We start from the raw sequence: 25,872 nt of genomic DNA on the forward strand, positions 1-25,872 counted from the left end.
CCCAATGCCCAATGCCCAATGCCCAATGCCCAATGCCCAATGCCCAATGCCCAATGTAACGTTTTGTCTAGCAGTTTGAAAGCAGATATAGCATTTATGTAACATCACAAATGAACATAAAGATAAAGGAATTAATTCATGCCCTATACAAACGAAGAAGGCGGTCTTCTAAATAATTTTGCCCGCGAACCAAAGATTTATCAAGCAGAACCTCCTACGGAAGGGCAAAAGCGAACTTATATCTTACTAGCAATCGCCGCGACAGCTTTGGTTAGCGGCTTGATTCTAGTCGCCTTCTTTGTTTCTAAGAGCAGTTGAGCATAAAACATTTTAATAAAATTTCATCTTTTATTTATAGTTTTTCAGGTTCCAATTTTAAGAGGGGCCTGCTTTTTTATTTTTTGTTAAAATTGAGTTAGGAATTAAAGTATAATTATATACTTTATTATTTTTACTAGAGATGAAGGCTCAATTTATCCTGAGCAGCACAACATCTACTTAAAAAGCATTTTTATTATGAGTTTAGTCCACTTGGATGCGCCCATAAAGGTGATATATTCTGTGTTTTGGCTCTTTAGCCGCTATGAGCGTGAATGATACTGCACACAACAATAATTCTACTTGGAATCGGCAAGTATACCACCGTCTGAAACTTGCCCTAAGTCTTGGCTTACGACGACAATTTTTTTTAGCCGTATGTGATAATTTACACTTAAGAAATCAGGTAGCAGCCCGTTTGCATTCGACATTGGCTTATCCTGTTGGACAGGTGCTATATCAGTCATCAAATACTCAGGAAAATAGCACTCCAGCTTATCCACGATTAGTCACGTTGCGTTTGAATTTAAACGATCCCAATCCCATAATCCAGATTAATCAATGGTTAGCTAATTATCCACCGCCTATTGTTGGAGCATCAAAAGATACCCCTGGAAGACCTTTTCAAGTACCAGCATTTCAGATTGTAGGCGTGGAGCATCTCACCAAGCAACCAGTCGCAACACAGCGTTTATTTTTGCACTATCTCCGCTTAAGTGAACAATATTTCTCTACACAAGAATCCAGTCAATTTCTAGAATCTAACTTGCTGCTGTGGATACCGCGTCCTTGGTTATCTGCTATCAAGCAATCAGCACCACAATTTTGGCGTTGCCGTACTGGCGTATTTGTGTTTGCCGGAGAACCCACACCAACAACTCAGAATTCGGGCTATCCAGAACGTTTTTCACGTTCTAGAAGCTTGGATTTAGGAAATATTGAGCAGTCGATTCTAGATGAATCAGTTAACCAAGCAGAACTCAGAACCGCAGCCAGCGAGTTAAAGTTTGGGAATAATTCCGATTTTCCGGCAGAGATACAAGGGAATGGCGTACATAAAACCCCGGAAGTTTCGCCGTCAACAGCGGATTTATTCAAGGCTGCGTCACAACAGCAAGAATCTACTAATAGGTCTGGTAGTGGGAGTAATAATCAATCGCTGTCGTCTTTATCTTATATTAGTAGTGAGTTAACGGAGCTAGTAATAGCAACAATCAATACAAATATTGCTCAAAATACAGAGGATTACTTACAACCGCAGCAGATTTTGCTGGAGATTGAAAAATTACATTCACAGCAAGTTTCAGGGGAGGTACTGGCAGAAGCTTATCATCGCTTGGGCACTTTATACCGCCTTCGCATTGAGCAAGGAGAGTCAACCCTAGAAAACCTGATGGTGGCGATTATTGCCTATCAGGAGGCAATTAGCTATGACGAAACCTCACCCCAACTTCCAGATATCTTGAATGATTTGGGTACACTCTACTGGATGCTATACCGCACACCACCCAATTCTGAAGAAGGACAAACTTATATAGAGCAGGCAATAGAATTTTATCAGTTGGCGTTAAAGATGATTTCGCCTCAGACACATTCGGAAACTTACGCTCGTGTGCAAAATAATTTGGGGACAGCTTATGGTGATTTAGCTCGTTTTTCTCACCCATCTGAAAATTGGCAGCAAGCAATTTTAGCTTACAGTGAAGCACTTAGCTACCGTACAGCCGATATGGACTCATTAAAGTATGCGGCTTGCCAGAACAATTTGGGTACTGCTTACTGGCATCTAGGGCAATACAATCAACCGATTGTGCATTTAAAGAAAGCGATCGCAGCTTACAACGAAGCACTTATACACTACAACCCCGAAGAGGAACCGCTCAAGTATGGCATGATTCAAAACAATATCGGCACTGCCTGTTGGAATCTGGCACAATACGAACAACCTGCCCAAAATCTCCAGCTAGCTATAGATGTCTACAGCGAAGCTCTCAAGTATCGCACTCCTGCTAATGTTCCCAGCGCCTGCGCCGCTACACAAAATAATTTGGGTACTGCCTACTGGCATCTAGCAAACCTATCTCACACAACTAAAGAGGCACGACAAAAGTATCTGCAACTATGCATCAGCGCTTACGAAGAAGCTATAGCTTTGGCTCACTCACTTAGCGGTATTCCTTTAAGTTTTGATTTGCTTGCCTCTTATAATAATCTGGGACTGGCCCATTACCAGCTAGTAATAGATAAGTCTTTTAATGGCGACAAAGCAACACGTTCTCAACACTTAGAAGTAGCATTAGATAACCATTTGCAAGCCTTAAACGGATTAAGTAAACAACCAGAGGCTTATCAAACCACCTTCAATTATCTGGTGAAAACTATTCGTGCTTTTCATAATGAATTAGGGATACAGGGACAAAATCTGGCTTTATCTAAAGTTCCTAGTAAGTTGTTGCCAGAGATTTTGTCAAAGTTATAAAGCATATGTCAAAAACCCTTAAGGATGAATCTGATTAGGAACTTCTCAAATAAATTGAGTCACCGAAACAGTGCTGAGAATCCGACCAACGAATCACATTCGTCCCAATAGCGCGGGGAGTGTCAAAAAAGAGTAACTTGATATCAACTTGACAATTCATCAGGGAACCAAGTCAGATAGCGATCGCAAAAAATTTTACTAAATTATATATATAGCAGGGAACTCTTAATAGGGAACTCTTAACAGGGTTGAAAGTCTCTTGGTGTCAGTGTTTTCTGATTAGCTGATGTCAACCGCTACCTGGCAACTGCTATAAAATGGTAAAATATTTGAACACTGCACAAAGTCAGCTTCATAAATATAAATGTTTCAATAAGATATGTGAATATCTTATAAATATCTTATAAAAAATACAATAAATATTTGGCGTATTTTCCGTAAATTTACTAACGTAGACTGGAGACCTCGTTGAGAGAAGCTCCAGGATGAGAATTGAAACCTAAGTTATGAAACTAAGTTTGGTTTTTGCTACTGCTATATCTAGTTTTTTTGTGAGTGCGACTACAGGATTTGGTTTCTCTGGTCAAGCACATGCTCTAACTTTTTCTGGTATCTCTAGTGCTACATGGGGAGAACCTACTCCCGGAAGTGTAGATACCGATCCCATATATACAGGTGTCGGAAGCAACACATTTAATTGGGGTGATTCTAATGTGTGTCCACCAAGTCAAAATACTCCTAGTGGGTGTACAATAACAGGCCCAAATAAACTAACCTTTAATGGAAGTTCATTTTCAACTGACATCAACTCTGTATTCAAAATAGCTGATTTAACTTACTTTAATGGAACGGTATTTGAAGGTACAAGCGTTGAATTTTTACCTTTAAATCTGAATGTATCCTTCAGTTCTCCCACTGGAATCAGCGAAGTTTTTGACTTCAAGTTGCATCTAGTAAATACACTTAACCAAGCAACAGCTCCTGAAGAGAATGCAGACTTTGTATTTATAGACACAAATTTGAGTAATCGCAGTTTCACCTTTGAAGGTAATAAATACACGCTTGAGCTAACTGGCTTTAATCCAGACGTTTCCCAGATAAGTATTAAAGCTCTTGAAGGAGCCACAGCTACAACAGCTATTTATGCCAAAATCAAAACCATACCCGAACCTGGAACAGTAGCGGGTCTATCCCTGCTAGGGATATACCTGATATCTCGGAAAAAATTCTTGGAGAAGAAATACTAAGAGCTTTGGCGGTTATAACAGCTACTCCTGTTCGCCCTTGAGAATGTAGTTACACTAGGGAATTGTTCCGGCTCCAATATGAGGTTTATAGCGGTTCTTGTAGTTGCGGGAAGCCCTACGAACTGCACGCCAGTTGACTCAAGTCTGTTAACCCGCCCACACAACTAGCTCCAGTATTCCCCGCAATTGAGAACCGCTACATACCTCCATATTTCATACTTATTGATAGCAATTGAATAAATTTTAACCCAGCAGAAGAATTGCTGCGATCGCATCAAAATTTATTGTCAATAACCCGTTCCTGAATTCTGACAAAGAAAGCAAAAATCTTTCCCAAGTCCTAGCAAATAAATCTAGAATAGAAGCAAGAGTTTGCAGTCAGCCCATTCCCCTCTGTTCAGTGGTGTAGATATGTGAACGTGAACAATGAAACAACTCTGGAAACTATTAGACCTATTTTGCGTCATGTGAGGATCTCATCCCCTATTTGGTGACGCACATTAGGGACTGACAAATAAAAAAATATCCCAAATTTTCTTGTGGGATGGGTGTCCCCACTACGTGCCGCTACGCGAACACCCGTCCCATATTCAGGGCGGGCTTTCCTGCCCACCCCACAAGATGGATAATTTATTTCTTGTCAGTCCAGTTAGCGGGATACAAATTCTCAGGAGCGATATCTCCGATGGGCGTAGCTGCAACACATACTCCACGTTATACAAGCACCTTCATATTCGGAATACGGCTATAGATAGGTTCAAAAACAGTCAGAAACAATCTCAGTGAATCCTCGTCATTACATACATCACATACACAAAGGACAACCCTCTTATGACTCGCCTACATCAATGGAAATTTGGAACTGCTGCACTTATGGCAATGGCTGTTACTACAAGCGTCATTAGCCCCTTATTGGGCTTGGCTCCTGCTAATGCTCAATATAGAATTGGCCAAAACAGAATTGGGCAATACGGAAACGTTACCATTCCTTCTGGGGTTGCTTTTCCTGTTACCTACGAAAAAGAGACAATTACTATTGCTCCTGGAGAAACTAAATCTCTAACCTTGAGAATAGCCAATGACATTATCGACAAAAATAGAAATGTCTTGATTCCTGCTGGTACTAAAGTAATTGGACGGCTAGAATCTGTTGACCTAGATAGTTATTCAAGAGATACAAGAGATACAGATGATAACAAAGGAAAAGGCGTGCGGTTTGTAGCTCAAGAATTAGAATTTTCCAATGGTCAGCGTCAATCGATTAATGCAAGTTCTCGGACATATACCACAACTGAAAAAGTTTCACAGGGGCCCAGCACAAATCAGGTTTTAACTGACGCAGCGATTGGTGGAGGTGCTGGTCTTTTAGGTTCACTAATTACTGGCAACCACAGAATTGACGATTTAAAACCTATTCTCGGTGCGGGTGCGGGTGCGGGTGCGAGTATTCTGTTGCGGAAAAAAGAAGCAAATGTTTTTGTCCTCAGACCGGCACAGGATTTAAAGCTGACACTGAATTCTAACTTGAATTTAGTATCACCATCCCGCTACTAGATTTAACTCCATTCAAGTCGTGACTTTAATCATCCCCCATAGGCGATCGCCACTTTAACTATAGTGTGCGATCGCCTTCATTTTTAACCCTACAAAATCTATTTAACAGCAACTATTCTACCTCTATATCGTCTTACTCAGCATCCATACTTATTGGAATATTTATTTAATTGCGCTATGGGGGGAGCTAGGAAAGTCGGCTCTATTGTACTCTGTATCCAAAAGGGTATTCAAAATTCCTGAATATCCTGATATTTTTATTGAAGAGTACCGATAAAGGAGTATTTTATTGTGGTAATTCCAGGTTTCAGTTTCAGCGCATATCTGGCAATTCCCGTGGCGTTAAGTCTTTTGGCTGGGGGAGAAGGGATAAAAGTATCTTTAGTTAAAAACGTCCGTCAGGTATCCACTAACAAGGAAATGATCCTATCCAACCGCGAGCTAATCAGCACTAACGCGACTCCGAAAACATACTATGTTAGTGGTACTGGAAACGACCAAAATAGTGGAGTTTCGTCCTCATCGCCCTTTAGGACAATTCAAAAGGCAGCAGATGTAACTAACCCTGGCGACACAGTATTAATTATGAACGGAGTATACACAAATTCAGCCAAAGCTGGGAGTGTAGTAAATATTAAACGTTCTGGAAATGCAAAAGCATGGATTAGGTATAAAGCATATCCTGGGCATTTCCCAAAAATTCAGCACAATACATGGAACGGTATCGTGATTTCAAATGGAGCTTCATATATCGAAATAAACGGGCTGGAGGTCATCGGGAACAATGCCAATGTAACCCTTGATTATGCGATGAGTCAGAAGACTAATAAACAAAACCCACTGACGAATGGAAACGGCATCAACGTTGATGGACGAAAAAATGGTCATGTTCATCACATCCGTATTCTGAACAACAAAGTGCATGACTGTGGAGGAGGAGGTATCTCAGTAGTCGAGGCTGATTATGTGAAGGTGGATAATAACACTGTGTTCAATAATGCCTGGTACTCAGTCTATGGTAATAGTGGTATTTCGATGTTGAGCAATTGGAATTCTGACAACAACCGGGGATACAAGATGTTTGTGACCAACAACAAGACCTACAACAATCGGATGTACATCCCTTGGATTGCGGTCGGAAGGATCACAGACGGTAATGGCATTATTATCGATAGTTCCAGAAATGATAATAACTCCCAATTGGGTGCATATACAGGACGTACTTTAGTTAAAAACAATCTGACATTTAATAATGGTGGTTCAGGTATTCATGCATTTTTTAGCGATCATGTTGATATTGTAAATAACACTGCTGTTTTAAATAATCAGAGTCCAGAAATTAAAGGCGCGCAAATATATGCTCATACGTCATCTGATGTCCAAATTATAAATAACATTCTCTATGCTTTTCCTGGCAAGGAAATTAATAGTAACACTCAAAACAAAAACGTTGTTTATGATTACAATATCTACATCAATAGTTCTAAGATAAGTGTTAAGGGGCCTCACGATATTGTTGCAGACTCACAGTTTTTAAGTAAGCATCCAACTCTAGAAAAAATATCTGGCGATTGGACGCGGCTAGATAAACAAAATCCGCCAACGCGGACTTATGCAGAGTCTAAGTCAGCAGGTTTTGTTTGTGGGACAGTGACTTATAGTTTACAAGGGAAACCCATCAAAGTGGGATGCTCCCCGCAATCTTTCGCTGAAACGGCTCAAACTACTCAAACTACTCAAACTACTTTTTCTGATGTTTCATCTAACTATTGGGCGGCACAATTTATTCAACAGTTGTCACAGCGAGGTGTAATTGCCGGATTTCCTGATGGTAGCTTCCGCCCTGAAGAACCGGTGACACGCGCTCAATTTGCTGCGATGGTGAACAAAGCTTTCCAAAAAACACAGGAACGGCAGGCAATCAATTTTACTGATGTGCCCAGCAACTATTGGGGATTCAGTGCCATTGAGCAAGCTTATACCATTGGTTTCTTATCAGGTTATCCTAGAAAGCGCTTTGAGCCTAACCAGGCTATTCCTCGCGAGCAGGTTTTGGTTTCCCTCGCTAACGGTCTGGCATATACTGCTGGCGGCAATACCGAAAAGACTCTGCAATACTTCAACGATACCTCTAATATCGCTAGCTATGCCCGTAGCCCGATCGCCGCAGCAACTGAAAAGCAAATTGTGGTCAACTATCCGAATGTGAAGTTGCTGAATCCAACTGCAACTGCTACTCGCGCCCAGGTAGCAGCTTTTATTTACCAGGCGTTGGTTAGTTCTAATCAAGCCCCAGCAATTAACTCGCCCTACATCGTGTCAAACTTCAGCAATTAACTGCCCGATGTCGTGGTTGTCGGGTCTACGACCCCAACACCTGTATCAGCAAGTCGTGACTTTAATCACCCCTGATAGGGCGATCGCCACTTTAATTATAGTGTGCGATCGCTTTCATTTTTAACCCGAAAAATTCTATTTAACAGCAACTATTCTATACTCTGTATCGTCTCACTCAGTATCCATATTTATTGGAATGCTTATTTAATTGTGCTAAGAGAAAATACGGTGATTAGAATACTTCTATTATCTAAGGAGAGCGGCGTAAATAATTAAAGGTTTCTATATTTATCACTTGTTTGCGTAGCGTCTCGTTGGCGCAGCCTCTCGTAGATAAGAGATGGCTGAAGCCCTTGCTACAAAATAATATCAAGCTTTTTTATATTACTTAATATACTTTGTTTTATTCTCGCCTACTTGCCTACTTACTTTGACAGATATTTTTTGCTCATGACTGTATGTCTAAAGTAATGGTTTTTACAACAAGCAGAAATAATTGGGAACCTAACACTTCAGTAAATGTCTAGTTAATTAACAAGTAAAAACAGTAATTGTACTGTAGTCACAAATAATGCTTACTTTAAATCGTTGGCAATCTCGAACAGCTGCACTCATGGCTTTGAGCGTCACAGTCGGTACTGTAGCGCCTTTGATTACAGCTTCGCCATCTTTGGCTCAAACTACTTTTTCTGATGTTTCATCTAACTATTGGGCGGCACAATTTATTCAACAGTTGTCACAGCGAGGTGTAATTGCCGGATTTCCTGATGGTAGCTTCCGCCCTGAAGAACCGGTGACACGCGCTCAATTTGCCGCGATGGTCAACAAAGCTTTCCAAAAAGCACAGCAACGGCAGGCAATCAATTTTACTGATGTACCCAGCAACTATTGGGCATCCAGTGCCATTCAGCAAGCCTACACTATAGGTTTCTTATCTGGTTATCCTGGAAATCGCTTTGAGCCTAACCAAGCTATTCCCCGCGAGCAGGTTTTGGTTTCCCTCGCTAACGGTTTGGCATATACTCCTAGTGGTAACACCGAAAGCACTCTGCAATATTTCAATGATGCCTCTAGCGTTGCTAGCTATGCCCGTAGCCCGATCGCCGCAGCAACTGAAAAGCAAATTGTGGTCAACTATCCGAATGTGAAGTTCCTGAATCCAACCGCAACTGCTACTCGCGCCCAGGTAGCAGCTTTTATCTATCAAGCGTTGGTTAGTTCTAATCAAGTCTCAGCAATTAACTCGCCCTATGTCGTGGCGGCTGTCGGGTCTACTACCACAACAGCTGGATCAGTCACAATTCCCCAAGGGACTGCTATTGCTGTGAAATATGACAAGGCAGAAAAAATTCTGGTTACAAAGGATGAAACAGCGCCTTTGACATTGACAGTATCCCAAAACGTGGTTACGCAAGACGGAACTGTAGTGATTCCTGCTGGTAGTCAGATTATTGGTCAACTCAAACCTGCTACAGGCGGTTCTCAATTCGTTGCCCAGAAACTAGTTTTGGCTAGTGGTCAAGAGTATCAGCTGAACGCTACTTCTGAAGTGATTACCAAAACTGAAACCGTCAAGAAGGGTATTAGTACTAGTGCGATTATCAAGGATACTGTATTGGGTGCAGGTGCAGCCACTGCAATATCTGCTGTCACTGGCGATCACGCCATTGCCACAGAAGAAGTCTTGGGTGGCGCTGGTATCGGTGCATTGGTTGGTCTGTTCTTGGGTAAGAAGAGCGTTGACTTAATCGCCATTGACCCAAATACCGATTTACAAATGACAATCAATCAGAATTTGTTGGTTTCACTAAGATAGTTATTGGGCATTGGGCATTGGGCATTGGGCATTGGGAATTAGTATTTACAATTGACAAATGACAAATGACAAATGACTAATTTTGAACTTGCGGCAACCAAATAATAAACGTAGTCCCCGGCGCATCGGGTGAAGTTAGCTGAGAGTTGATTGCAGGGCTGAAAACCTCGATTTCGCCCTGCATTTGCTCTATTAATTGTTTAGCGATCGCTAACCCCAAACCTGTACCAGGGATTTCTGTTTGCGCTTGTACACCCCGATAATGCCGTTCTCCAAGATGCTCTAAATCTTGAGGTGGAATGCCAGGGCCGTTGTCACTGATGACAATTCCCTGAAAATTAGCTTTTTCTTGTCCCGCCTGAATCAAAATTTTGCCACCAGTGGGAGTGTATTTCAATGCATTATCAATGATGTTAGTTAATACTTCTCGTAATGCTTTGATATTGACACATACTAGGGGTGAATTATGTTGAATTTCAGTTATTAGTTTTAGCTTTCGCTCTTGGGCGATCGCTTTGGCTGATATTAATAATGGTTCTAATATATCTGCTAGCGAGCAGTCAACTGCTTTATCTCCTGTTCCCGGCAATAATAACAGTGGTTTAGCGGATTTTTGAATAGTTGCTTCTACAAATACTTCATCTTCCGTCAGATGTAGTGGTGCTAAATCTGCTTCTGTCAAGTCAATTACTTGCTCAAATTGTTGCAGCAATTCTTGGAGGCGATCGCTTTCCCGCACAATACTATTTGCCACATCCCGGTTAGGGTCTGCTGGTCGTAGTCGTTTCAATAGTAGTTTACCAAAAGTCCGCAACGCCGTTAATGGGTTACGAAACTGATGCAACAGGTTATCCAGCAAATCGCGCTGTTTTTCTTGGAGAATTTGTTGCTCACGTAACTGCTGCTCAAACCATGCTCGCCGCTGATCTAAAATACAAGCGATCGCCAGTGTTTGGGCTATCCGTTGAATTTGACTTTCCTCGTGTTCATTCCATGCGCGGTCTTCCCTAGCTGTCACCAGTAACCCCATCATCACACCCTCATAAATCAGAGGTAAAACAATTTGGTTGCCACTAAATAAGTATTCCTCATTTAGATGGGGTTGAGACGCATCTGGTATCTCATACTCCCGTGACGAGGTTGGAGATTCTGGCCCTGCTGTCAATAATTTTCTCTGATGATTGGGTAATACAAACACATTTCCAACTTGAAGTTGTTTGTGTACTGTCGCTTCAGCAGTCTCCTCCCCTGGCCGTAATAATGCTGTTTCCGGGTAAATCACCACAGGAATCAGTTTGGCCTCACCTGAAGGAGTCTCTACCAATTCTTGTGTTAGGTACACAATACTTAAAGTTGCTCCCAGCCCTTGGGTTAGCAGCGCTATTTGCTCTCGACACAGAGCCAGAAAATCGGAACTGGCAGACATTAACATTTTTTAGCTTTTGCTCAAGATTACAGATTTTGAGGCATGATTAAGAGAGGATACTTAATTTTTACCTCACTCATTTAATAAAGCTTAACTAAAATCTTCTTCGTGATGGTTTGTACCAGGGGATTATATTCAAATGGTGATTTTGTTTTATCTATCTTCAAAGATATTAATTTTCTTATATTAAAAGGTTAAAAACTATTGATATTTTGAACTAGAACCTATATAATGACGACGGATTTTGTAGCTATCACTACAATCTATAGCTTGAAAGAGGAGGACAATAGATTGGCAAGGAGACGCAAAAGGAAAAGTCGGCGTCGTCAGGAAGGACGGCGGATTCTGGAACATGTGCCTCAATATAGTATCGAAAGTGGCGAAGAAAAGCCTGTGACAGCAGCGAGAAGATTCATTCAAGCTGAAGGGATTTTGCCACCGGCGTTGCTACTCGTAAAGCGAAATGAACACACCACAGACCGTTATTTCTGGGCAGAAAAGGGGCTGTTTGGTGCTCAATACGTAGAGGAAAACCATTTCTTGTTTCCTAGCTTGAGGGTGTTAGAACCTTCGCCAGGTCAAGAACCTCTTGCTTTAGCTAGTCGGTGAACCAGAAATGGTCATCTTACGCATTGAATGTGGCTCCTGACTATCATTAACTGGCAAAATTGCTAAGTTTATGCAAAATTTAATTTTTTTTTAGTTTGTAGCTGATTTGCCAGTCAAGCTAGTCCAGGTAATTGGAAAGTCAACTTGTCTCAAACCACGCTAGGTTACATAGGTTGATAGTAGTCTCATGATGCAGAAGGCAGTAGGTATAGAGCCAAGCGCCTCCAAAAGCGCTAGTGAAGTTGTGCTCTTATGCCGTAGATGCTTAATCAAGCTCTGTCAACAAATTTAAGTTAATGAATTTAAATTTTTTCCCCACGACTTGTGTCGTGGGGAAAACTGACAAAGCAGCAGCCTTGATTTCCTTCTTCCTACTTTCCATTGCCTAAAGAGTAGGTCAGGTCAGAAGTCTGCATATCATAGTTAAAAGATGGTCACAAAAACCAACAATTATTCACCAGCCTTTAGCTGTAGAGTCCTCTGTAACTCACTGAGTTCATCTCGATGGGCAACTACAGTGATCCTACTTGAGGAGGTTTGTTCGCTCTGAGTTGTTTCTACTTTGAGCGACACCTTCTCAAGTCTTCCAGATTTTTGCCAATAAAATAGACCGCTTAAAGGCGACAGCAGTACCATAGCCAGAACAAGGGTACTGAGGCTAGGAAAAAGTAGGGACACGACTAGTGATAGACAAACAATCCCAGTAGCTGCTAGAAGAGTTAGAAATATGGCTAAGAACCAACTGGGGCGAACATTACCTTCAAAAATCACCTGGTTTTGTTCTCCGTCTACCGCTGCCACTCGGTAAGACCGCGATCGAAAATACTCTTTTAATTGAGACATTAAAGCAGCTTCGTCTTGCTCAGATACCAGTTGTGCAGTTTCTGTGCGGTCTTTAGTCGAGGCACGAATAAAGAAAAACAGCCCAACCGATAACAACAAGGTTAGCAGGAACGTAGATGGCAGAATAGCAGTATCCATAACTAATTGTTAGTGTTTGACTGGAGGAGACTTATTCATTATCAATTATTCGTTACTTTGTCCTCCCGTTGATGTAGTCTTGCCAAAGAAAAGCTAAATCCTGCGCTTGAACTTGCCATTCTGGAGAAACTTGGTACATCCGCCTGGGGCGGCCCCGTCCTTCGAGTTTCTTCCAATATCCAGTGATTGCCCTTTGGTCTTCCAGAAATTTGATTGCACTATAAAGTACGGTATCTGAAAGCCTATAGGTGGGATATTCAGTTTCTAATTGCTCAATCAACTCGGTTCCGTAGGATTCACCTTGTAATAAAACAGACAGTATGTAACAAACTGCTACTTCCTGACAAAGGTAAGTTGGCGGAGGATTCTCAAAGAATTGATATATATCCTCAAGTTTCATGGTTAGTGAATGGCTAAAAAAATGCCTTAGGGTAAGGTCTACAATCTTTGTAGTCAGTATACAGTGCTACTCCTAAGTGAGTAATATATATAAAGCTACTTAGACTAGATATCCATTGCGTAAACACCAAACAATTACCCACGCCTGTGAAGTTGTGGGACGAGTTTGCGAGTTTTAGGGGCACAAAACAGTGTACCCCTACCCAAGCTCGATACGGTGTGGTGAGGAGCGAGCAGACAGTGGCGAAGTCACTATCTTGGTGTTAAGTGATGCCAAGCTGGGCTGGTTAGAACTGCTTAAGCAATAAAATGCCATCGAAGAAATTCTACAGGTAAAATGCTATTTTGTCTGTAAAACTTAATAAACACTTTGTTTTACAGTGATTTTCCCAATGCACATTCTCAGAGCTTAAGCTAATGCATATTTCTGGGTTAAAGCGGCTACGCCTGTGGACATAACTAAGCAGTAACAGTAACCATTTCTGATTTCCTCGACAAGAGAATCTCTTGTCTTATAGGACTTACGCAAAAATCGCCAAAAAGCTTAATTTATCGAACCGCCATCTCTACGAGACGCTACGCGTTCGCGTAGCGTCTCGTAGAGAAGAGAAGAATCGTAGAGTGTGCGTAAGTCCTATCTTATTTGGCAAGTGTGATAGTAAATTTATCAAAGAAGACGCAAAGACTAGGAAAGAGAGAGACGCAAAGTGCGAGACATCTCAACAAGGCTTTCCGTGTCCCCGTGTTTTTGTGTCCTTTGAAAGCGCCCAGCACATTGGTGATCAGTATGTCACAAACTCCCGATGCCCCATCATCTTCCTCAACTCTTAGGGCAATTGCCCAAACCTTTCGCCTTACAGGTTGGATTAGCTTCTGGATTCAGCTAGTACTAGGCGTTGTTTCTAGCATAATTGTGCTGCTGTTCGCCGTCTTTAATCAAAAAACTGGCAGTCCTAGTAATAATCCTGGGACTGGCTTTGGCGTATTTTTAGCAATTTGTGGATTGGTTATTTTGGGTGCGGGCATTTATTTAGCTTACCGTTACACTAGAATCGGCAAGCAATTGGAATCCTCCAATCCCAGCAACCGCCCTCGGAAAAGCGAGACTGTGCAAGTATTACGTTTAGGGCTGTGGGTGAATTTAGGGGGAACGCTGGTGACTCTTTTGGGGGCGCAAGCGATCGTTGGGACGCTGGTAGCAAGATCCATATCTCCCCAAGCTATAACTACCCAATTTTTTGACCCCACCCGGATTATTAGCGGTCTAGATATGCTTGTGGTACAGGCAAACACTAACACTGTTTCAGCCCACTTTGCAGGGCTTGTGGCGTCGCTTTGGCTACTCAATCGCATTAACCGACCTTAGATAGGGGAGTCGGAAGAATCTGAAAATTTGGTATATAAGTGTTTTTTAGTACACTAAGAATTGGATTGTGTAGTTCCCTAATCTTTATCTAACGCGAGAATAGCCAAAATCAGGCAGTGTAATGGACTGGTTGATCAGGCGTACTTGCTTACTGGCTACCATCACCTGCCAATACTCAGGAGTCTGGAAAATCGGAGGAGTAATACTAAATTTTGGATTTTAAATTTTTCCCTGGCGAGATTGGCAAAGCAAAATTTTTATGGTTGCTTTTCTGCTCATGGCAAGCCAAAATCAGTATATGCTGATGTGTTGGCAGGTAGATAATAGGCTAAAAACTGAGAAAAATCTGTGCTGGATATCAAGCAAATACGGGAAAATCCGCAATTAGTTCAAGAACGATTGAATAGTCGTAGTGGTAAATACGACATCGAACCGATATTAAAGTTAGATCGGCAACAACGGGAACTTGAGGGGAGGCGTAGTCAACTCCAAGCCCGTAGCAACGAAATCGGTAAAATTGTCGGACAAAAGATTAAATCTGGGATCAATCCTCAAGACCCAGAAATTCAAGCTTTGCGGGATGAAGGTAATTCTGTCAAAGCGACGTTGAGCCAACTGGAACCCCAGGAAAAAGAACTGAAAGCTGAAATTGCCCAACTTGTGTTGGCACTTCCCAACTTACCAAGCGACTCTACACCCCTTGGTAAGAATGAGGAAGATAACGTAGAAGTGCGCCGTTGGGGTGATGAGTATATTCCCCAAAATCCGAATATTCTCCCTCACTGGGAAATTGGCGAAAAGCTAGGTATTCTCAATGTTGAGCGGGCTGTAAAAGTTGCCCAAAGTCGCTTTGTGACCTTGATAGGTGCTGGTGCGGCATTGGAGAGGGCATTAATTCAATTTATGCTGACTCTTCATACTCAAGCTGGGTATGTGGAAGTTAGTCCGCCCCTGTTAGTGAATACTGAGTCTTTGACGGCGACCGGTCAGTTACCCAAGTTTGCTGAAGAAAGCTTTAAATGCGCTGATGACGACTTGTGGCTGATTCCTACGGCAGAGGTTCCAGTTACAAATCTCTATCGGGGTGAAATTCTGGCTGCTGAAGATTTGCCTATCTACCACTGTGCTTTTACTCCCTGTTTTCGCCGCGAAGCTGGTAGTTATGGGCGCGATATGCGGGGATTAATTCGCCTGCATCAATTTAACAAGGTGGAAATGGTGAAATTTGTCGAACCCAGTACGTCTTTTGATGAACTGGAGAAATTGGTGGGGAATGCAGAAGCAATTTTACAGGCGTTGCAGTTGCCTTACAGAGTAGTAAATTTAAGTACTGGAGATTTGGGATTTGCCTCTACCAAAACTTATGATTTAGAGGTTTGGTTGCCCTCTTCTGGCAAATACCGCGAAATTTCTAGCTGTTCCAATACTATAGATTTCCAAGCGCGACGGGCTGATATTCGCTTCAAAGAGGCGGGGAAAAAAGGTACCCAGTTTGTTCATACCCTCAATGGTTCGGGTTTGGCGGTGGGACGGACGATGGCAGCAATTTTGGAGAATTATCAACAACCTGATGGGACGGTGAGGATACCAGAAGTGTTGAAACCTTATTTGGGTCGTGAAGTTTTGTAATTTGTCATTGGTCATTTGTCATTTGTCATTTGACCAATAGCTTCTTGCATAAATAATTTTTTGTCTCATGCAAAGGTGAGCCAGTACTTTGGGCGGGTGTTGATGTCACAATACATAGGTAAATGTAATAAATAATTTTTGAAAATAGATAATCCAGCGACATCGACAGAAATTAAACAACAGCTTACCGAAGATAGCAATCAAATTGTTAGAGCAGTGGCTATGGCAAGTTTAGCTCAAGCATAGAAGGAAAAATTAATGAAACCTGAAACCGAGCAACTATTAGCAACAGTGGAAGTTCTTATTGAAGGATTAAGTGCTGGGATTGGAAGTGAAGGAGATGAACCTTTTCAAGCCTTCGTATTTGAAGAAGCAACAGATAAGAATAATTTTACTATCACTGAGCATCTTCACAAACTAAATTACTTTAGATATGTAGAAATAAATACGTTTTTGCAAGAGTGGCAGCGAAAGTTGCCTAATCATCTTCTTAAGTCACAGATGAGTAAACAATATTCCTCTTTAATTCAAGTATTACAAGCTCATCTTATTGAGTTACAAGTATATGAGTTAATTACAGATAACGAAGGTAATTGTCTTGATAAAGTTTACTCAGATGATGAACCATTTTTAATTCTTATTGGTCAAACTAAAGCTAACGACTGGGTAGGACTATCTCCTCTTTGGTCTGCACCTCATACCTGTGGTTATGGCAAACGGCTAGAAAGAAAGATTCAACCGCCTAGTCAAGCTGCTTTAGATTTGAAAGCAGAGCTAGAACCAATTTTACAAGAATTACAATTTGTTATTGGAGATTCTTCTAGAGGGTATTATCCTGTAAAGGATATTGTTTGGAAAGTGGCTCATACAAAAGCATTACTTATTGAGCAACTACTAGAGTCATCCAGATATATGAAGACCTGGGAATTTCATGGTTTCTCCGATGAGTACAGCCAAAGATATAGGGATAACGAATATTTTGATAATGAAGTTCCTGAACAAGAGATTCAAGTGTCTGAAGAAGGTGAAGAATTATGGTGGCAACAGTACGAAATTGAAGGTTATGGAAAATTAGAAAGTGAGAATTGGATTAAGAATTGGGATCTCAATGGAGTTAAATATGAATTTTACTCATTAGAAAAGTTTATGTTTGATAATCTTAGAAACCGTCAAATCTATGTAATGGGTAACAGCGCTATCTTTCGGATATACGTTGTAGGTCGAACTAAAGAAAGTGATTGGCTAGGAATTTCTACTAAAGCTGTTTGGACGTAAAGTCTATAGATTTTGATCCAGTCTGGATTAGTGTTGCCGCGACTTTTTTTGCATGTGAAGCTGTTGACCAACTTCCTTCCATCATCACAACCACGATCGCACCTTACACGAGGAGAAGCAGTTACCTGACTAACTGTTAATGCATCTTTTGACTTGAAATAATGCCCCATGCCCCATGCCCAATGCCCAATGCCCAATTAGAATGGAGATAACCGTATCTTAATATCTTCACAATTTACTCTATGTCAGTTTTAGCAGCGATCGCAGTCTTGGCTGTTTTGATCTTGGTACACGAGTTGGGACATTTTGTTGCAGCACGTTCTCAAGGCATTCTCGTTAACCGTTTTTCTTTGGGTTTTGGCCCAGTTCTTTTGAAGTACCAAGGTTCACAAACCGAATATGCTGTCCGCGCCTTTCCCTTGGGCGGCTTTGTCGGCTTTCCCGATGATGACCCCGATAGCGATGTTCCACCCAATGACCCGAATCTGCTGCGTAACCGTCCAATTTTAGACCGGGCGATCGTCATCAGTGCCGGAGTGATCGCAAATTTAATATTTGCCTACTTGGTGTTGGCTCTGCAATTGGGTATTGTCGGCATTCCCAAGGAATTAAACTATCAAGCTGGTGTCCTTGTACAGCCTGTTAATCAAGAATCTGTTGCTTATCAAGCAGGAATTCGGGAAGGAGATATTATTCTGGCTGTGAACGGTCAGGAACTCCCGGCTTCTGATAAGTCAACTCCTTTGCTGACAAAAGAGATTCAAACTCATCCTAATCAGCAAATTGAAGTGAAAATTCAGCGTGAAAACCAACAAAAAACCCTGAAGTTAACACCAAAACTCGGAGCCGATGGCAAAGGTGTAGTTGGTGTGGCACTCAGTCCAAATGCTACAGCAGTTTATCGCCGTCCTAATAGTCCTTTTGAAATTTTCGGCATTGCTGCTAATAGGTTTCAACAATTATTTGTTGGGACACTCGCCGGTTTTGGACAATTGATTACCAACTTTCAACAAACTGCTGGACAAGTTTCTGGGCCAGTTAATATTGTCAAAATAGGTGCAAAGTTAGCTGAGGATAATAGTGCAAATCTGTTGTCTTTTGCCGCAATTATCAGCATTAACTTGGCTATTATCAACATTTTGCCTTTACCCGCTTTGGATGGCGGACAACTCGCTTTTCTGCTGATTGAAGGTTTGCGCGGTAAGCCGGTGCCAGCCCGGATTCAAGAAGGTGTAATGCAAACCGGTTTGGTGTTACTCTTAGGCTTAGGAATTTTTCTGATAGTCAAAGAAACCACCCAATTAACTAGCCAATTGGAATGGGTGCAAAAATTATTCCAGTGAAAATAGGGAGTGGGGATTGGGGAGTGGGGAGTAGGGAAAAGAAACTTTTACCTTTAAGGAAGCGATCGCTAGAAATTTTAGCTCGTCTGAAGCGTCTTTATCCAGATGCTACTTGCTCTTTGAACTACTCAACGCCTGTACAATTATTGGTGGCAACTATTCTCTCCGCTCAATGTACTGATGAGCGAGTAAATAAGGTGACACCAGCCTTATTTGGTAAGTTTCCTGATGCTGCGAGTTTAGCGATCGCTGACTTAGTAGAATTAGAAAGTTTGGTGCATTCAACTGGATTTTATCGCAATAAGGCCAAGAACATTCAAGCCGCCTGTCGGATGATTGTCACTGAGTTTAACTCTGTTGTCCCCAACCAAATGGAACAGTTGTTAAAGCTTCCAGGTGTGGCGCGGAAGACAGCAAATGTAGTCTTGGCTCATGCTTATGGCATTAATGCTGGCGTGACAGTAGATACTCACGTCAAGCGCCTGTGCCAACGTTTGGGTTTAACTGAGCATACAGAACCCGTTCGGATTGAGCAAGATTTAATGGGTTTATTGCCTCAGTCTGATTGGGAAAATTGGTCAATTCGGCTGATTTATCATGGTCGTGCTATTTGTAAAGCCCGCTCTCCCGTTTGCGTTGCTTGTGAGCTTGCCGATTTATGTCCTGCTGCGAATAAGCCAGTAGTTGTAGGGTAAGCGACACAAGTAACCCCAGAATTGATGGGGAGACTGTAGAATGAGGAATGGTGTCTTTAAATAAGTTAGAGAATATATGGCAAAAAAGAGCTTGATTGAGCGCGAGAAAAAGCGCACCAGGTTGATAGAAAAGTATGCTGACAAGCGGGAAGCTCTTTTAGAAGAGTTCAGAAGTGCAGCATCTCCTCTGGATAAACTGGAAATCCACCGGAAGATTCAACAGCTACCCCGGAATAGTGCGCCCACTCGCCACCGCAACCGTTGCTGGCTGACTGGTCGTTCTAGAGGTGTTTACCGCGATTTTGGGTTGTCTCGGAACGTGCTGCGAGAATGGGCGCATGAAGGTCTTTTGCCTGGAGTTGTTAAGTCTAGTTGGTAAACAAGAGTCATTAGTCATTAGTCATTAGTCATTGGTAAAGAACAAATGACAAAGGACAAATGACAAATGACAAAAATTATTGACCACAACACTTATCAATTCCCAGACTTTCTAAGAGTAGATCGCTGACGGCGTTGGCGATCGCAAACTCTCCATAAAAGCTATTAGAAAAATCATACGACTGCATCTCTGTGACAATGGCAATTACCAGAGAACCAAGGTCGTTTTCTCCTTCCATCCGTTGACGCACAAAAATCTGTGCGGCTCGTTGGGCAATATTTTGGTTTACGGCTTCGGGGATAAATTCTGTATCTAGCCACCGTTGTAAGCGTTCTCGTAACCATTCACCTTCGAGTTGCGGATTTTCAGGCGGTGGTAGGGTGATGGGTGGAATTGGTTGAGTCATTTTTTTTTAACGCAGAGGGACGCGGAGGGAAACGCAGAGGAACGCTGAGGTTGACTGTTAGCATCAAATTGCGTTTCTCTAGTGTTTTTTTTATATTTATTTATGCAATATGATATCGCCGTTATTGTTGAGGGCTATGCACAAGGCTATTTTCTCATGGCTGATGAGCGCGATCGCCTGAGTTGGTATGGAAGTCGCGATCGGACTTTTATTCCTTTGGATGAGCGGTTTCGCTACCCCAAGTCTTTGCAGCGTGTTCTGAATCAAGAACGGTTTACTGTGGACATTAATCGGGACTTCCAAGCTGTGGTGGCTGGGTGTGCTGACAGAGAGACAACTTGGATTTCACCGGAATTGCAAAAGATTTACTGGCTACTTTACCAGAATGGTTATGCTTATAGTTTTGAAACTTGGCAGGGTGACGAATTAGCTGGGGGAATTTTAGGGATTGTCATTGGTGGCGCTTTCATTGGCGAATCGATGTTTTACCGCATTCCCGAAGGTTCAAAGGTGGCGATGGTTAAGTTGGTGGAAAGATTGCGTCAGAGGAAATTTGTATTTTTTGATGGCCAAATGATGAATCCCCATTTGGAAAGATTTGGTGCTTATCGGGTTGGGGATAAAGAATATCAAGTTTTACTCAAGCAAGCGTTACAACGTCGTTGTTCTTTGATGTAAAGGCTGACAGACTTTTTAACACAGCTTTTCTCTGTTGTGTAAGGGAATTTTTCATATAAAAACTAGCGATACAGAAAAAATAAGGTTATTTCAGCTAGGCATATCTAAATTCATAAATTACACTGAATTAAAAAAGCTCACATTTTGTTATTCTGAACTAAGATAAGTTAAATTCATCCAATTTGTATATTGTATAGGAGCTTTTAAAAAAGTGATACAACAGCAATTTGAACAATTAAAAAAAATTAGCTCGGGATTTGCATACAAGGATTTTGAAGTAGCAGAAAATAAAATAGTTAAAAAAATTTACCGATATAAAGGAAAAGATAATCCAAATGCAGTAGTTAAAACTTGCCATGAATTCTATGTAGATGGCAATCAAATTATTGAAGAAATAACTGAAACAGTCTGCGAATTTGCAATTTTCAGCGAAAATAAATTTGTTTTACCTGAAGGATACTGTTTCGGTGATCCTGTAAGACAGGAGTACAAGTATTATGATAATGCCGTTGAACTGGCTTTTCGATTTGGGGTGGAATTTGAAAATAGTCATGGCAAACTTCATCCTCTAAAATGGTCATCACTAGCTGAAAGTGTTAGGGAACTTGAATATATATTGTTAAAAGGTGCAGGCCATAACATAGCGATTAGAAGAGCGGATACTGCTTTTTTCTCTTTCCAAAATGAACACTATCTTGTAACACATTCCAGTGCAGGATATGTTTTGCATAAAAAAGGCTCTGCCGCTCAGGTGAGCGGTGAAGTAATGAGTACCTATAAGACAGCTATGGATTTGATATTAGCTGTAGGTATACAAAAGTTTCAATTTGGTATTGGAGATAATGGAGGTGATTAACTCTCTTCTATTATTCCACTAATAAAACTATATAGGAAGAACATCATTTTGATAACATTTAAATTTAACGGCGAAAATCTTATTTTTAAAGAAGTTTCTAATGAATATGAGCAAGGAATGCTAGTATATGGACTTTTTAGGGATGATGGTACTCGTTTAGGTACAAGTATCTGCAATCCTAATAAATATAATGGTCAGGCATGGTATTTAGATAACATTTTAATTTTTCCTGAATTTGAAAGGAAAGGCTATGGTAGTAAATTATTAGAAATAACTTGCCAAAGTCTCTGGGAAATTAAGAAGATAGATATTGTTTTAGAAAGGCCAGGAGATAATCCTGCTCCTGACGGTTTTGATCGTAAAAAATGGTATGAAAAACATGGTTTTGAATCAGCTCCTGGAGCATTGACTTTTATGTTTCGTAAATCAACATAGCTGAATTATGCAGAATACAGCCCCAACCCATTTAGCAAGTACTTATCAGTTGATCCAGTGTGCTTTTCCCCAAGGCATTGATGATCAGAGATATTTACCTTTGCTGTCAATACTCTACACAAATATGTCCGATCGCAGTTTAGCTCAAGTTGTTGCTGAGTATACGGGAAAAGATTACCACGTTGTCTTAAATGACGTTTACCGAGTTGGGTCAATGACGACTTTTTCATCTGAGGTCATTGATTCGGTTAAGCAAAAACTGATGAGTTGCAACTACGAAAAGTGGTTAGCAGATGAGTAATGAAGCGATGTCTACGACGGGCTGTTGGGTGACGCAGGATTTCTCATTCATCTGAAATAAGCGATAATAGGCTTAACTGTTTGTGTATTGTTCATTAAGCCTTCATGCAGTTTGAGTGGGACGAAACAAAGAATCTTGAAAATATTCGTAAACATCGAATTGATTTTGCAGATGTCCCCGGAATGTTTGACAATTCCATGCTGATAAAGCTCTGATGAGCGTTTTGATTATGGCGAAGATCGCTGGATCGGAATCGGCTTTTTAGGCAACGGTGTAGCGGTTGTCGTTTGGACAGAACGACAGAACAACATAGTCCGCATTATCTCAGCACGAAGGGCAAACCGATATGAACGTCAACGACTTGAACAATACCTCACGTACTGATTGGGCTGCATTAGAGGCAATGACGGATGAGGACATTGATTACTCAGAAATCCCACCGTTAAGCGATGAGTTTTTTGAAAATGCCACGCTGAGGATTCCGGCAACACAAGCCAGTGATCTGATTCAGTTAGATTCAGAAGTGATAACGTGGTTTCGTGAACAAGGTGCAGAGTATCAAAACACTGATTAACTCAGTTTTGCGCCGTTACATTGAAAATAGTGGCAATCGGGGCGCGGACTAGCGATCGCGTTACAGCAAACGCTACCACTTACTTTTAAAATATAAGGTTAGGTAGAGGGACAGCGTTACCCAACATCTTTTTCCACTCACAATCTTAAACACTTCTACCATGAGAAGTGCGATCGCAGTTTAACAAAGCTACTGCACCGTAACGTAGTTTGAGGTTTCTTGGGCTACCTTAAAGTTATAATCGCTAAACTAGCCTTGCTATGAGTGTTGTAATCTCAGACGAAATTCTACAAGCATCTCAGCTTACCCCAAGCGAGTTTTGTCAAGAAATTGCGCTGTTCCTATTCCAGACAGGACGCTTAACGATAGGCTACGCCAGTCAGCTAGCGGATATGCAACCCAATACCTTTCGCCAACTCCTCAAGCAGCGAAACATCCCTCTCTACTCCTACGACGTTGAGGACTTTGAATTGGATTTGAAAAACCTGCGAGAGCTTGGAAGGCTGTGATTGTTATCAGCGATACGTCGGCAATCACAAATTTGGCAGCAATTCAACACTTGCAACTTCTGCCTCAACTCTACACTCAAGTCACCATTCCAGAAGCAGTATATTGTGAACTTACCGATATCGCTCCTCCTATTCCGGGAACCTCTGAAGTTCAAACTGCTTCTTGGCTGGAAGTTCGGCATAGTTGCAAACCGTGAGATTGTTGAACGCCTTCGAGATGAGGTGAGATTAGACCCTGGAGAGTCTGAGGCGATCGCCCTCGCCTTAGAACTGAATGCTGATTTGCTATTGATTGATGAGCGTCGAGGTTGAGCAGAAGCTAATCGCCTGGGGTTGAGGATTACTGGATTGCTGGGTATTTTGATTGAGGCGAAACACCAAAATCTCATCGTTGCTGTCAAACCGTTGATGGATGCCTTGATTACTACATCAGAGTTTAGAGTCTCTCCAGCCCTATACAATCAGATTTTAGATATGGTAAATGAAGCCTGATCTCTACAATCAGTCCAGCAACCAGCTAAATAAACCTTCTACTGTTAGGCTGAAATCTTGAGCAAATTCTGGCACTGGTAATTGTGTTCCTAGTGCTTCGTAAAAAGTGGTTGGTTGATCTGGCAAGTAGACAAATACAGATTGTTCTTTAGGATCAATCAGCCATCCCATCTGAGTTCCATACTTCAGGCAATGCAGAATATTCTTGGTAACTTTAGTTTGACTTTGATCGGGAGATAAAATTTCAATTGTCCAATCTGGGGCAATTGAGAAGATGTTAGCAACCCTACCATTTTCTTGGCGGGGAATTTTGTCCCACATAAACACAGAAATGTCAGGCACAATTGAGCGATTATCGCCAAAACTACAGCGCAGCTCACAGAAAACCCGTGCAATCTGTTTGGGTTTGACGACCAAGTTAATTGCAGGTGCTAACTCGGTCTGAATGGCGCTGTGTTCTCCTTGCGGCATCGGTTTTTGGATGATACGCCCATCAATGTATTCACTGGCAGGTTCTGTCTCTGTCAGATCCAGAAATTCACTTAGAGTCAGGGGTTTAGCAGGGGTCTGTACCATTTAAGGTTTCCTTACTAGGGGTAAGTTGTACTACTGCTATTTGTTATTCTACAGATGGATCTAATCAGTTAGCCAAGTTATTAACTGAACTCGAAGAGTTAAGGGGGGATGAGGATTCATGAATCGATACACCATGATTATTCAATGGTCTGATGAAGATCAGCTTTTCTTAGTCACGATTCCAGAGTTTGCTGATCGTGTTATCATGCCTTGCACTCATGGCAAAACTCGTGAGGAAGCTATTCAGAATGGCGAAGAAGTGATTGAAATGTATTTGTCAGATAGTCCTGAAGTTATATTGTTGGCAGCGCAATTGAGCGAGAAATCACCGGGGATAAGCGATCGCAGGCTAACAAATCCCTTACACTTTTTCTTCAGTAACTAATGTCAGACTAACCCATTCGCCTTTCTCGTTGTAGCTGCGAATCATCCGTTGGCGCAGGTTTGCTTGAATTAACCAACCCACTTCCAGAAATAAGGGTTGACGTAGCTGCACCTTGAGAGGGGATGTTGCAGAAGCGCCATCTGGTAAAAGTAATACTTGCACCTGCTTTTGGGGATCTTGGTCAAAAAGGATGATGGGATCTTTGATGGTAGCAGTTGAGGTAATTGTGCGTTCTGCAAAAGAGGTCGTTTGAATTAATCGCCCAGCATCATCAAGTTGTAATTTTAGGATTGTAGAGTAAGTATCAGGCGAACGCCAATCTGGATATATTGTCACTGCTCGTCCAAGCCATTCTCCCAACAACTGATCTAACTGCAAAGTTGGACGTTCTGCTGCTGGGGTTCCAGCTAGATGTTCTCGAACTAAGATTAATTCCTTTAGCTGACCAGTTTTATCAAACAGTTGCACCACACGCAAGCGGCGATTTTCATGAACCAAAGCGAGTTCTCCACCGAATTCGGAAAATGGCCCTAGCTGAATTAAACCTTCAGAAAATGAACCATTTTCAAAAAACAGCAGACCCCCTCCCACAGAACTAAATTCTCTAATCACATCTTGTCCCGAACGGCTCAAAGTTAGGCGCACTTTCTGGTTATTGTTCAAAGCTTCTAGGGAAAGACGACTAGGAGTATCGTTTAAAAGTATCCCTTGGGGAGAAAAATTGCTAAATGAACCTTCCCAAACACCGAGATTCTGCAAAAAACATTCCCATTGCGATTTCATAGCGATTTCTTCCTTTACCCATGC

The 25,872-nt window shown here is 41.6% G+C and carries 28 protein-coding genes and 1 pseudogene; 23 read left to right on the top strand and 6 right to left on the bottom strand.

Features of this window, described 5'->3' with window-relative positions:
- Window positions 1-138: 138 nt before the first annotated feature.
- From HWQ41_RS03835 to HWQ41_RS03860, 6 genes and pseudogenes are all read left to right on the top strand, one after another.
- A complete protein-coding gene (locus tag HWQ41_RS03835) occupies window positions 139-318 on the top strand; it encodes a ssl1498 family light-harvesting-like protein (RefSeq protein ID WP_292760119.1) in 180 nt (59 codons plus the stop codon).
- A 265-nt stretch (window positions 319-583) separates the two neighbouring features.
- Window positions 584-2,797 carry a tetratricopeptide repeat protein gene (locus tag HWQ41_RS03840; protein ID WP_292760121.1) on the top strand — a complete coding sequence of 738 codons (2,214 nt, stop codon included), beginning with the start codon at window positions 584-586 and terminating at the stop codon, window positions 2,795-2,797.
- 506 nt (window positions 2,798-3,303) lie between these two features.
- Entirely contained in the window at window positions 3,304-4,044 is a 741-nt protein-coding gene (locus HWQ41_RS03845) for a choice-of-anchor K domain-containing protein (protein WP_292760123.1), read from the top strand.
- A gap of 831 nt (window positions 4,045-4,875) precedes the next feature.
- A complete protein-coding gene (locus HWQ41_RS03850; protein ID WP_292760125.1) occupies window positions 4,876-5,598 on the top strand; it encodes a conjugal transfer protein TrbI in 723 nt (240 codons plus the stop codon).
- A gap of 1,737 nt (window positions 5,599-7,335) precedes the next feature.
- Window positions 7,336-7,920, top strand: a pseudogene (locus tag HWQ41_RS03855) (S-layer homology domain-containing protein); the annotation flags it as partial.
- Between the two features lie 586 nt (window positions 7,921-8,506).
- Window positions 8,507-9,751 carry an S-layer homology domain-containing protein gene (locus tag HWQ41_RS03860; RefSeq protein WP_292760127.1) on the top strand — a complete coding sequence of 415 codons (1,245 nt, stop codon included), beginning with the start codon at window positions 8,507-8,509 and terminating at the stop codon, window positions 9,749-9,751.
- Between the two features lie 76 nt (window positions 9,752-9,827).
- Here HWQ41_RS03860 and HWQ41_RS03865 read toward each other — a convergent pair whose 3' ends face one another.
- Window positions 9,828-11,183 (bottom strand): ATP-binding protein, encoded by a 1,356-nt coding sequence (locus HWQ41_RS03865; RefSeq protein ID WP_292760129.1) that lies wholly within the window; start codon window positions 11,181-11,183, stop codon window positions 9,828-9,830.
- 285 nt (window positions 11,184-11,468) lie between these two features.
- On the opposite strand from HWQ41_RS03865, the gene HWQ41_RS03870 reads away from it, so the two are divergent.
- Window positions 11,469-11,786: a DUF3155 domain-containing protein gene (locus HWQ41_RS03870; protein WP_041566316.1), complete on the top strand. Its 318-nt coding sequence runs from the start codon at window positions 11,469-11,471 to the stop codon at window positions 11,784-11,786.
- A 450-nt stretch (window positions 11,787-12,236) separates the two neighbouring features.
- Here the strand turns inward: HWQ41_RS03870 and HWQ41_RS03875 are convergent, their stop codons facing one another.
- Window positions 12,237-12,767: a cofactor assembly of complex C subunit B gene (locus HWQ41_RS03875; RefSeq protein WP_292760131.1), complete on the bottom strand. Its 531-nt coding sequence runs from the start codon at window positions 12,765-12,767 to the stop codon at window positions 12,237-12,239.
- 52 nt (window positions 12,768-12,819) lie between these two features.
- Window positions 12,820-13,167, bottom strand: coding sequence for a PadR family transcriptional regulator (locus HWQ41_RS03880; RefSeq protein WP_292760133.1), 348 nt, complete (start codon window positions 13,165-13,167; stop codon window positions 12,820-12,822).
- A 786-nt stretch (window positions 13,168-13,953) separates the two neighbouring features.
- Between HWQ41_RS03880 and HWQ41_RS03885 the strand changes: the two genes are divergently transcribed.
- The 6 genes from HWQ41_RS03885 (at window position 13,954) to rpsN (ending at window position 19,853) form a co-directional block, all read left to right on the top strand.
- Window positions 13,954-14,532, top strand: coding sequence for a DUF3611 family protein (locus HWQ41_RS03885; RefSeq protein ID WP_292760134.1), 579 nt, complete (start codon window positions 13,954-13,956; stop codon window positions 14,530-14,532).
- A gap of 348 nt (window positions 14,533-14,880) precedes the next feature.
- Window positions 14,881-16,161 (top strand): serine--tRNA ligase, encoded by a 1,281-nt coding sequence (gene serS, locus HWQ41_RS03890; RefSeq protein WP_292760135.1) that lies wholly within the window; start codon window positions 14,881-14,883, stop codon window positions 16,159-16,161.
- Between the two features lie 258 nt (window positions 16,162-16,419).
- Complete coding sequence (locus HWQ41_RS03895; RefSeq protein ID WP_292760136.1) at window positions 16,420-17,436, top strand: nuclease A inhibitor family protein; 1,017 nt, start codon at window positions 16,420-16,422, stop codon at window positions 17,434-17,436.
- A 242-nt stretch (window positions 17,437-17,678) separates the two neighbouring features.
- Window positions 17,679-18,779, top strand: coding sequence for an RIP metalloprotease RseP (gene rseP, locus HWQ41_RS03900; RefSeq protein ID WP_292760137.1), 1,101 nt, complete (start codon window positions 17,679-17,681; stop codon window positions 18,777-18,779).
- Complete coding sequence (nth, locus tag HWQ41_RS03905) at window positions 18,755-19,474, top strand: endonuclease III (RefSeq protein ID WP_292760138.1); 720 nt, start codon at window positions 18,755-18,757, stop codon at window positions 19,472-19,474. Before rseP ends, nth begins: the two co-directional genes overlap by 25 nt.
- 76 nt (window positions 19,475-19,550) lie before the next feature.
- Window positions 19,551-19,853, top strand: a complete 303-nt coding sequence (gene rpsN / locus HWQ41_RS03910) for a 30S ribosomal protein S14 (protein WP_292724399.1) — start codon at window positions 19,551-19,553, stop codon at window positions 19,851-19,853.
- A 76-nt stretch (window positions 19,854-19,929) separates the two neighbouring features.
- Here the strand turns inward: rpsN and HWQ41_RS03915 are convergent, their stop codons facing one another.
- Window positions 19,930-20,259, bottom strand: coding sequence for a hypothetical protein (locus tag HWQ41_RS03915; protein WP_292760139.1), 330 nt, complete (start codon window positions 20,257-20,259; stop codon window positions 19,930-19,932).
- A gap of 102 nt (window positions 20,260-20,361) precedes the next feature.
- Here HWQ41_RS03915 and aat point away from each other — a divergent pair, with 102 nt between their 5' ends.
- The 9 genes from aat to HWQ41_RS03960 all read left to right on the top strand — a co-directional run bounded on the left by aat (window position 20,362) and on the right by HWQ41_RS03960 (window position 24,104).
- Entirely contained in the window at window positions 20,362-20,937 is a 576-nt protein-coding gene (gene aat, locus HWQ41_RS03920) for a leucyl/phenylalanyl-tRNA--protein transferase (RefSeq protein WP_292760140.1), read from the top strand.
- Window positions 20,938-21,148: 211 nt separating this feature from the next.
- The gene (locus tag HWQ41_RS03925) at window positions 21,149-21,793 is read left to right on the top strand and encodes a hypothetical protein (protein ID WP_292760141.1); all 645 of its coding nucleotides are present in this window, start codon (window positions 21,149-21,151) and stop codon (window positions 21,791-21,793) included.
- Window positions 21,794-21,841: 48 nt separating this feature from the next.
- The gene (locus HWQ41_RS03930) at window positions 21,842-22,228 is read left to right on the top strand and encodes an N-acetyltransferase (RefSeq protein ID WP_292760142.1); all 387 of its coding nucleotides are present in this window, start codon (window positions 21,842-21,844) and stop codon (window positions 22,226-22,228) included.
- A gap of 7 nt (window positions 22,229-22,235) precedes the next feature.
- A complete protein-coding gene (locus tag HWQ41_RS03935; RefSeq protein WP_292760143.1) occupies window positions 22,236-22,529 on the top strand; it encodes a DUF3349 domain-containing protein in 294 nt (97 codons plus the stop codon).
- Window positions 22,530-22,781: 252 nt separating this feature from the next.
- Window positions 22,782-22,913: a BrnT family toxin gene (locus tag HWQ41_RS03940; RefSeq protein ID WP_292760187.1), complete on the top strand. Its 132-nt coding sequence runs from the start codon at window positions 22,782-22,784 to the stop codon at window positions 22,911-22,913.
- Entirely contained in the window at window positions 22,876-23,103 is a 228-nt protein-coding gene (locus HWQ41_RS03945) for a hypothetical protein (RefSeq protein WP_292760144.1), read from the top strand. Before HWQ41_RS03940 ends, HWQ41_RS03945 begins: the two co-directional genes overlap by 38 nt.
- A gap of 260 nt (window positions 23,104-23,363) precedes the next feature.
- Window positions 23,364-23,612, top strand: a complete 249-nt coding sequence (locus tag HWQ41_RS03950) for a UPF0175 family protein (protein ID WP_190728164.1) — start codon at window positions 23,364-23,366, stop codon at window positions 23,610-23,612.
- Window positions 23,613-23,924, top strand: a complete 312-nt coding sequence (locus HWQ41_RS03955) for a hypothetical protein (RefSeq protein WP_292760145.1) — start codon at window positions 23,613-23,615, stop codon at window positions 23,922-23,924.
- 36 nt (window positions 23,925-23,960) lie between these two features.
- Complete coding sequence (locus tag HWQ41_RS03960) at window positions 23,961-24,104, top strand: DUF3368 domain-containing protein (protein WP_292760146.1); 144 nt, start codon at window positions 23,961-23,963, stop codon at window positions 24,102-24,104.
- A 9-nt stretch (window positions 24,105-24,113) separates the two neighbouring features.
- Here the strand turns inward: HWQ41_RS03960 and HWQ41_RS03965 are convergent, their stop codons facing one another.
- Window positions 24,114-24,680, bottom strand: coding sequence for a Uma2 family endonuclease (locus HWQ41_RS03965; RefSeq protein WP_292760147.1), 567 nt, complete (start codon window positions 24,678-24,680; stop codon window positions 24,114-24,116).
- A 118-nt stretch (window positions 24,681-24,798) separates the two neighbouring features.
- Here HWQ41_RS03965 and HWQ41_RS03970 point away from each other — a divergent pair, with 118 nt between their 5' ends.
- Window positions 24,799-25,065 (top strand): type II toxin-antitoxin system HicB family antitoxin, encoded by a 267-nt coding sequence (locus HWQ41_RS03970; RefSeq protein ID WP_292760148.1) that lies wholly within the window; start codon window positions 24,799-24,801, stop codon window positions 25,063-25,065.
- Here the strand turns inward: HWQ41_RS03970 and HWQ41_RS03975 are convergent.
- Window positions 25,042-25,848, bottom strand: a complete 807-nt coding sequence (locus HWQ41_RS03975; RefSeq protein WP_292760149.1) for a DUF3598 family protein — start codon at window positions 25,846-25,848, stop codon at window positions 25,042-25,044. The two genes, HWQ41_RS03970 and HWQ41_RS03975, sit on opposite strands and share 24 nt — an antisense overlap.
- Between the last annotated feature and the right edge of the window lie 24 nt (window positions 25,849-25,872).

This window comes from Nostoc sp. NOS(2021) (genome assembly GCF_017115025.1).
Taxonomy (GTDB): Bacteria; Cyanobacteriota; Cyanobacteriia; order Cyanobacteriales; family Nostocaceae; genus Nostoc.

Coding starts and splice junctions, on each gene's coding strand:
- HWQ41_RS03895 (WP_292760136.1), top strand. CDS start 16,420: ATGAAACCTGAAACCGAGCAACTATTAGCAACAGTGGAAGTTCTTATT.
- HWQ41_RS03880 (WP_292760133.1), bottom strand. CDS start 13,167: ATGAAACTTGAGGATATATATCAATTCTTTGAGAATCCTCCGCCAACT.
- HWQ41_RS03915 (WP_292760139.1), bottom strand. CDS start 20,259: ATGACTCAACCAATTCCACCCATCACCCTACCACCGCCTGAAAATCCG.
- HWQ41_RS03965 (WP_292760147.1), bottom strand. CDS start 24,680: ATGGTACAGACCCCTGCTAAACCCCTGACTCTAAGTGAATTTCTGGAT.
- nth (WP_292760138.1), top strand. CDS start 18,755: ATGGGTGCAAAAATTATTCCAGTGAAAATAGGGAGTGGGGATTGGGGA.
- HWQ41_RS03970 (WP_292760148.1), top strand. CDS start 24,799: ATGAATCGATACACCATGATTATTCAATGGTCTGATGAAGATCAGCTT.
- HWQ41_RS03875 (WP_292760131.1), bottom strand. CDS start 12,767: ATGGATACTGCTATTCTGCCATCTACGTTCCTGCTAACCTTGTTGTTA.
- HWQ41_RS03840 (WP_292760121.1), top strand. CDS start 584: ATGAGCGTGAATGATACTGCACACAACAATAATTCTACTTGGAATCGG.
- HWQ41_RS03865 (WP_292760129.1), bottom strand. CDS start 11,183: ATGTTAATGTCTGCCAGTTCCGATTTTCTGGCTCTGTGTCGAGAGCAA.
- HWQ41_RS03850 (WP_292760125.1), top strand. CDS start 4,876: ATGACTCGCCTACATCAATGGAAATTTGGAACTGCTGCACTTATGGCA.
- HWQ41_RS03975 (WP_292760149.1), bottom strand. CDS start 25,848: ATGAAATCGCAATGGGAATGTTTTTTGCAGAATCTCGGTGTTTGGGAA.
- HWQ41_RS03950 (WP_190728164.1), top strand. CDS start 23,364: ATGAGTGTTGTAATCTCAGACGAAATTCTACAAGCATCTCAGCTTACC.
- HWQ41_RS03835 (WP_292760119.1), top strand. CDS start 139: ATGCCCTATACAAACGAAGAAGGCGGTCTTCTAAATAATTTTGCCCGC.
- HWQ41_RS03935 (WP_292760143.1), top strand. CDS start 22,236: ATGCAGAATACAGCCCCAACCCATTTAGCAAGTACTTATCAGTTGATC.
- HWQ41_RS03885 (WP_292760134.1), top strand. CDS start 13,954: ATGTCACAAACTCCCGATGCCCCATCATCTTCCTCAACTCTTAGGGCA.
- aat (WP_292760140.1), top strand. CDS start 20,362: ATGCAATATGATATCGCCGTTATTGTTGAGGGCTATGCACAAGGCTAT.
- rpsN (WP_292724399.1), top strand. CDS start 19,551: ATGGCAAAAAAGAGCTTGATTGAGCGCGAGAAAAAGCGCACCAGGTTG.
- HWQ41_RS03845 (WP_292760123.1), top strand. CDS start 3,304: ATGAAACTAAGTTTGGTTTTTGCTACTGCTATATCTAGTTTTTTTGTG.
- rseP (WP_292760137.1), top strand. CDS start 17,679: ATGTCAGTTTTAGCAGCGATCGCAGTCTTGGCTGTTTTGATCTTGGTA.
- HWQ41_RS03860 (WP_292760127.1), top strand. CDS start 8,507: ATGCTTACTTTAAATCGTTGGCAATCTCGAACAGCTGCACTCATGGCT.
- HWQ41_RS03945 (WP_292760144.1), top strand. CDS start 22,876: ATGAACGTCAACGACTTGAACAATACCTCACGTACTGATTGGGCTGCA.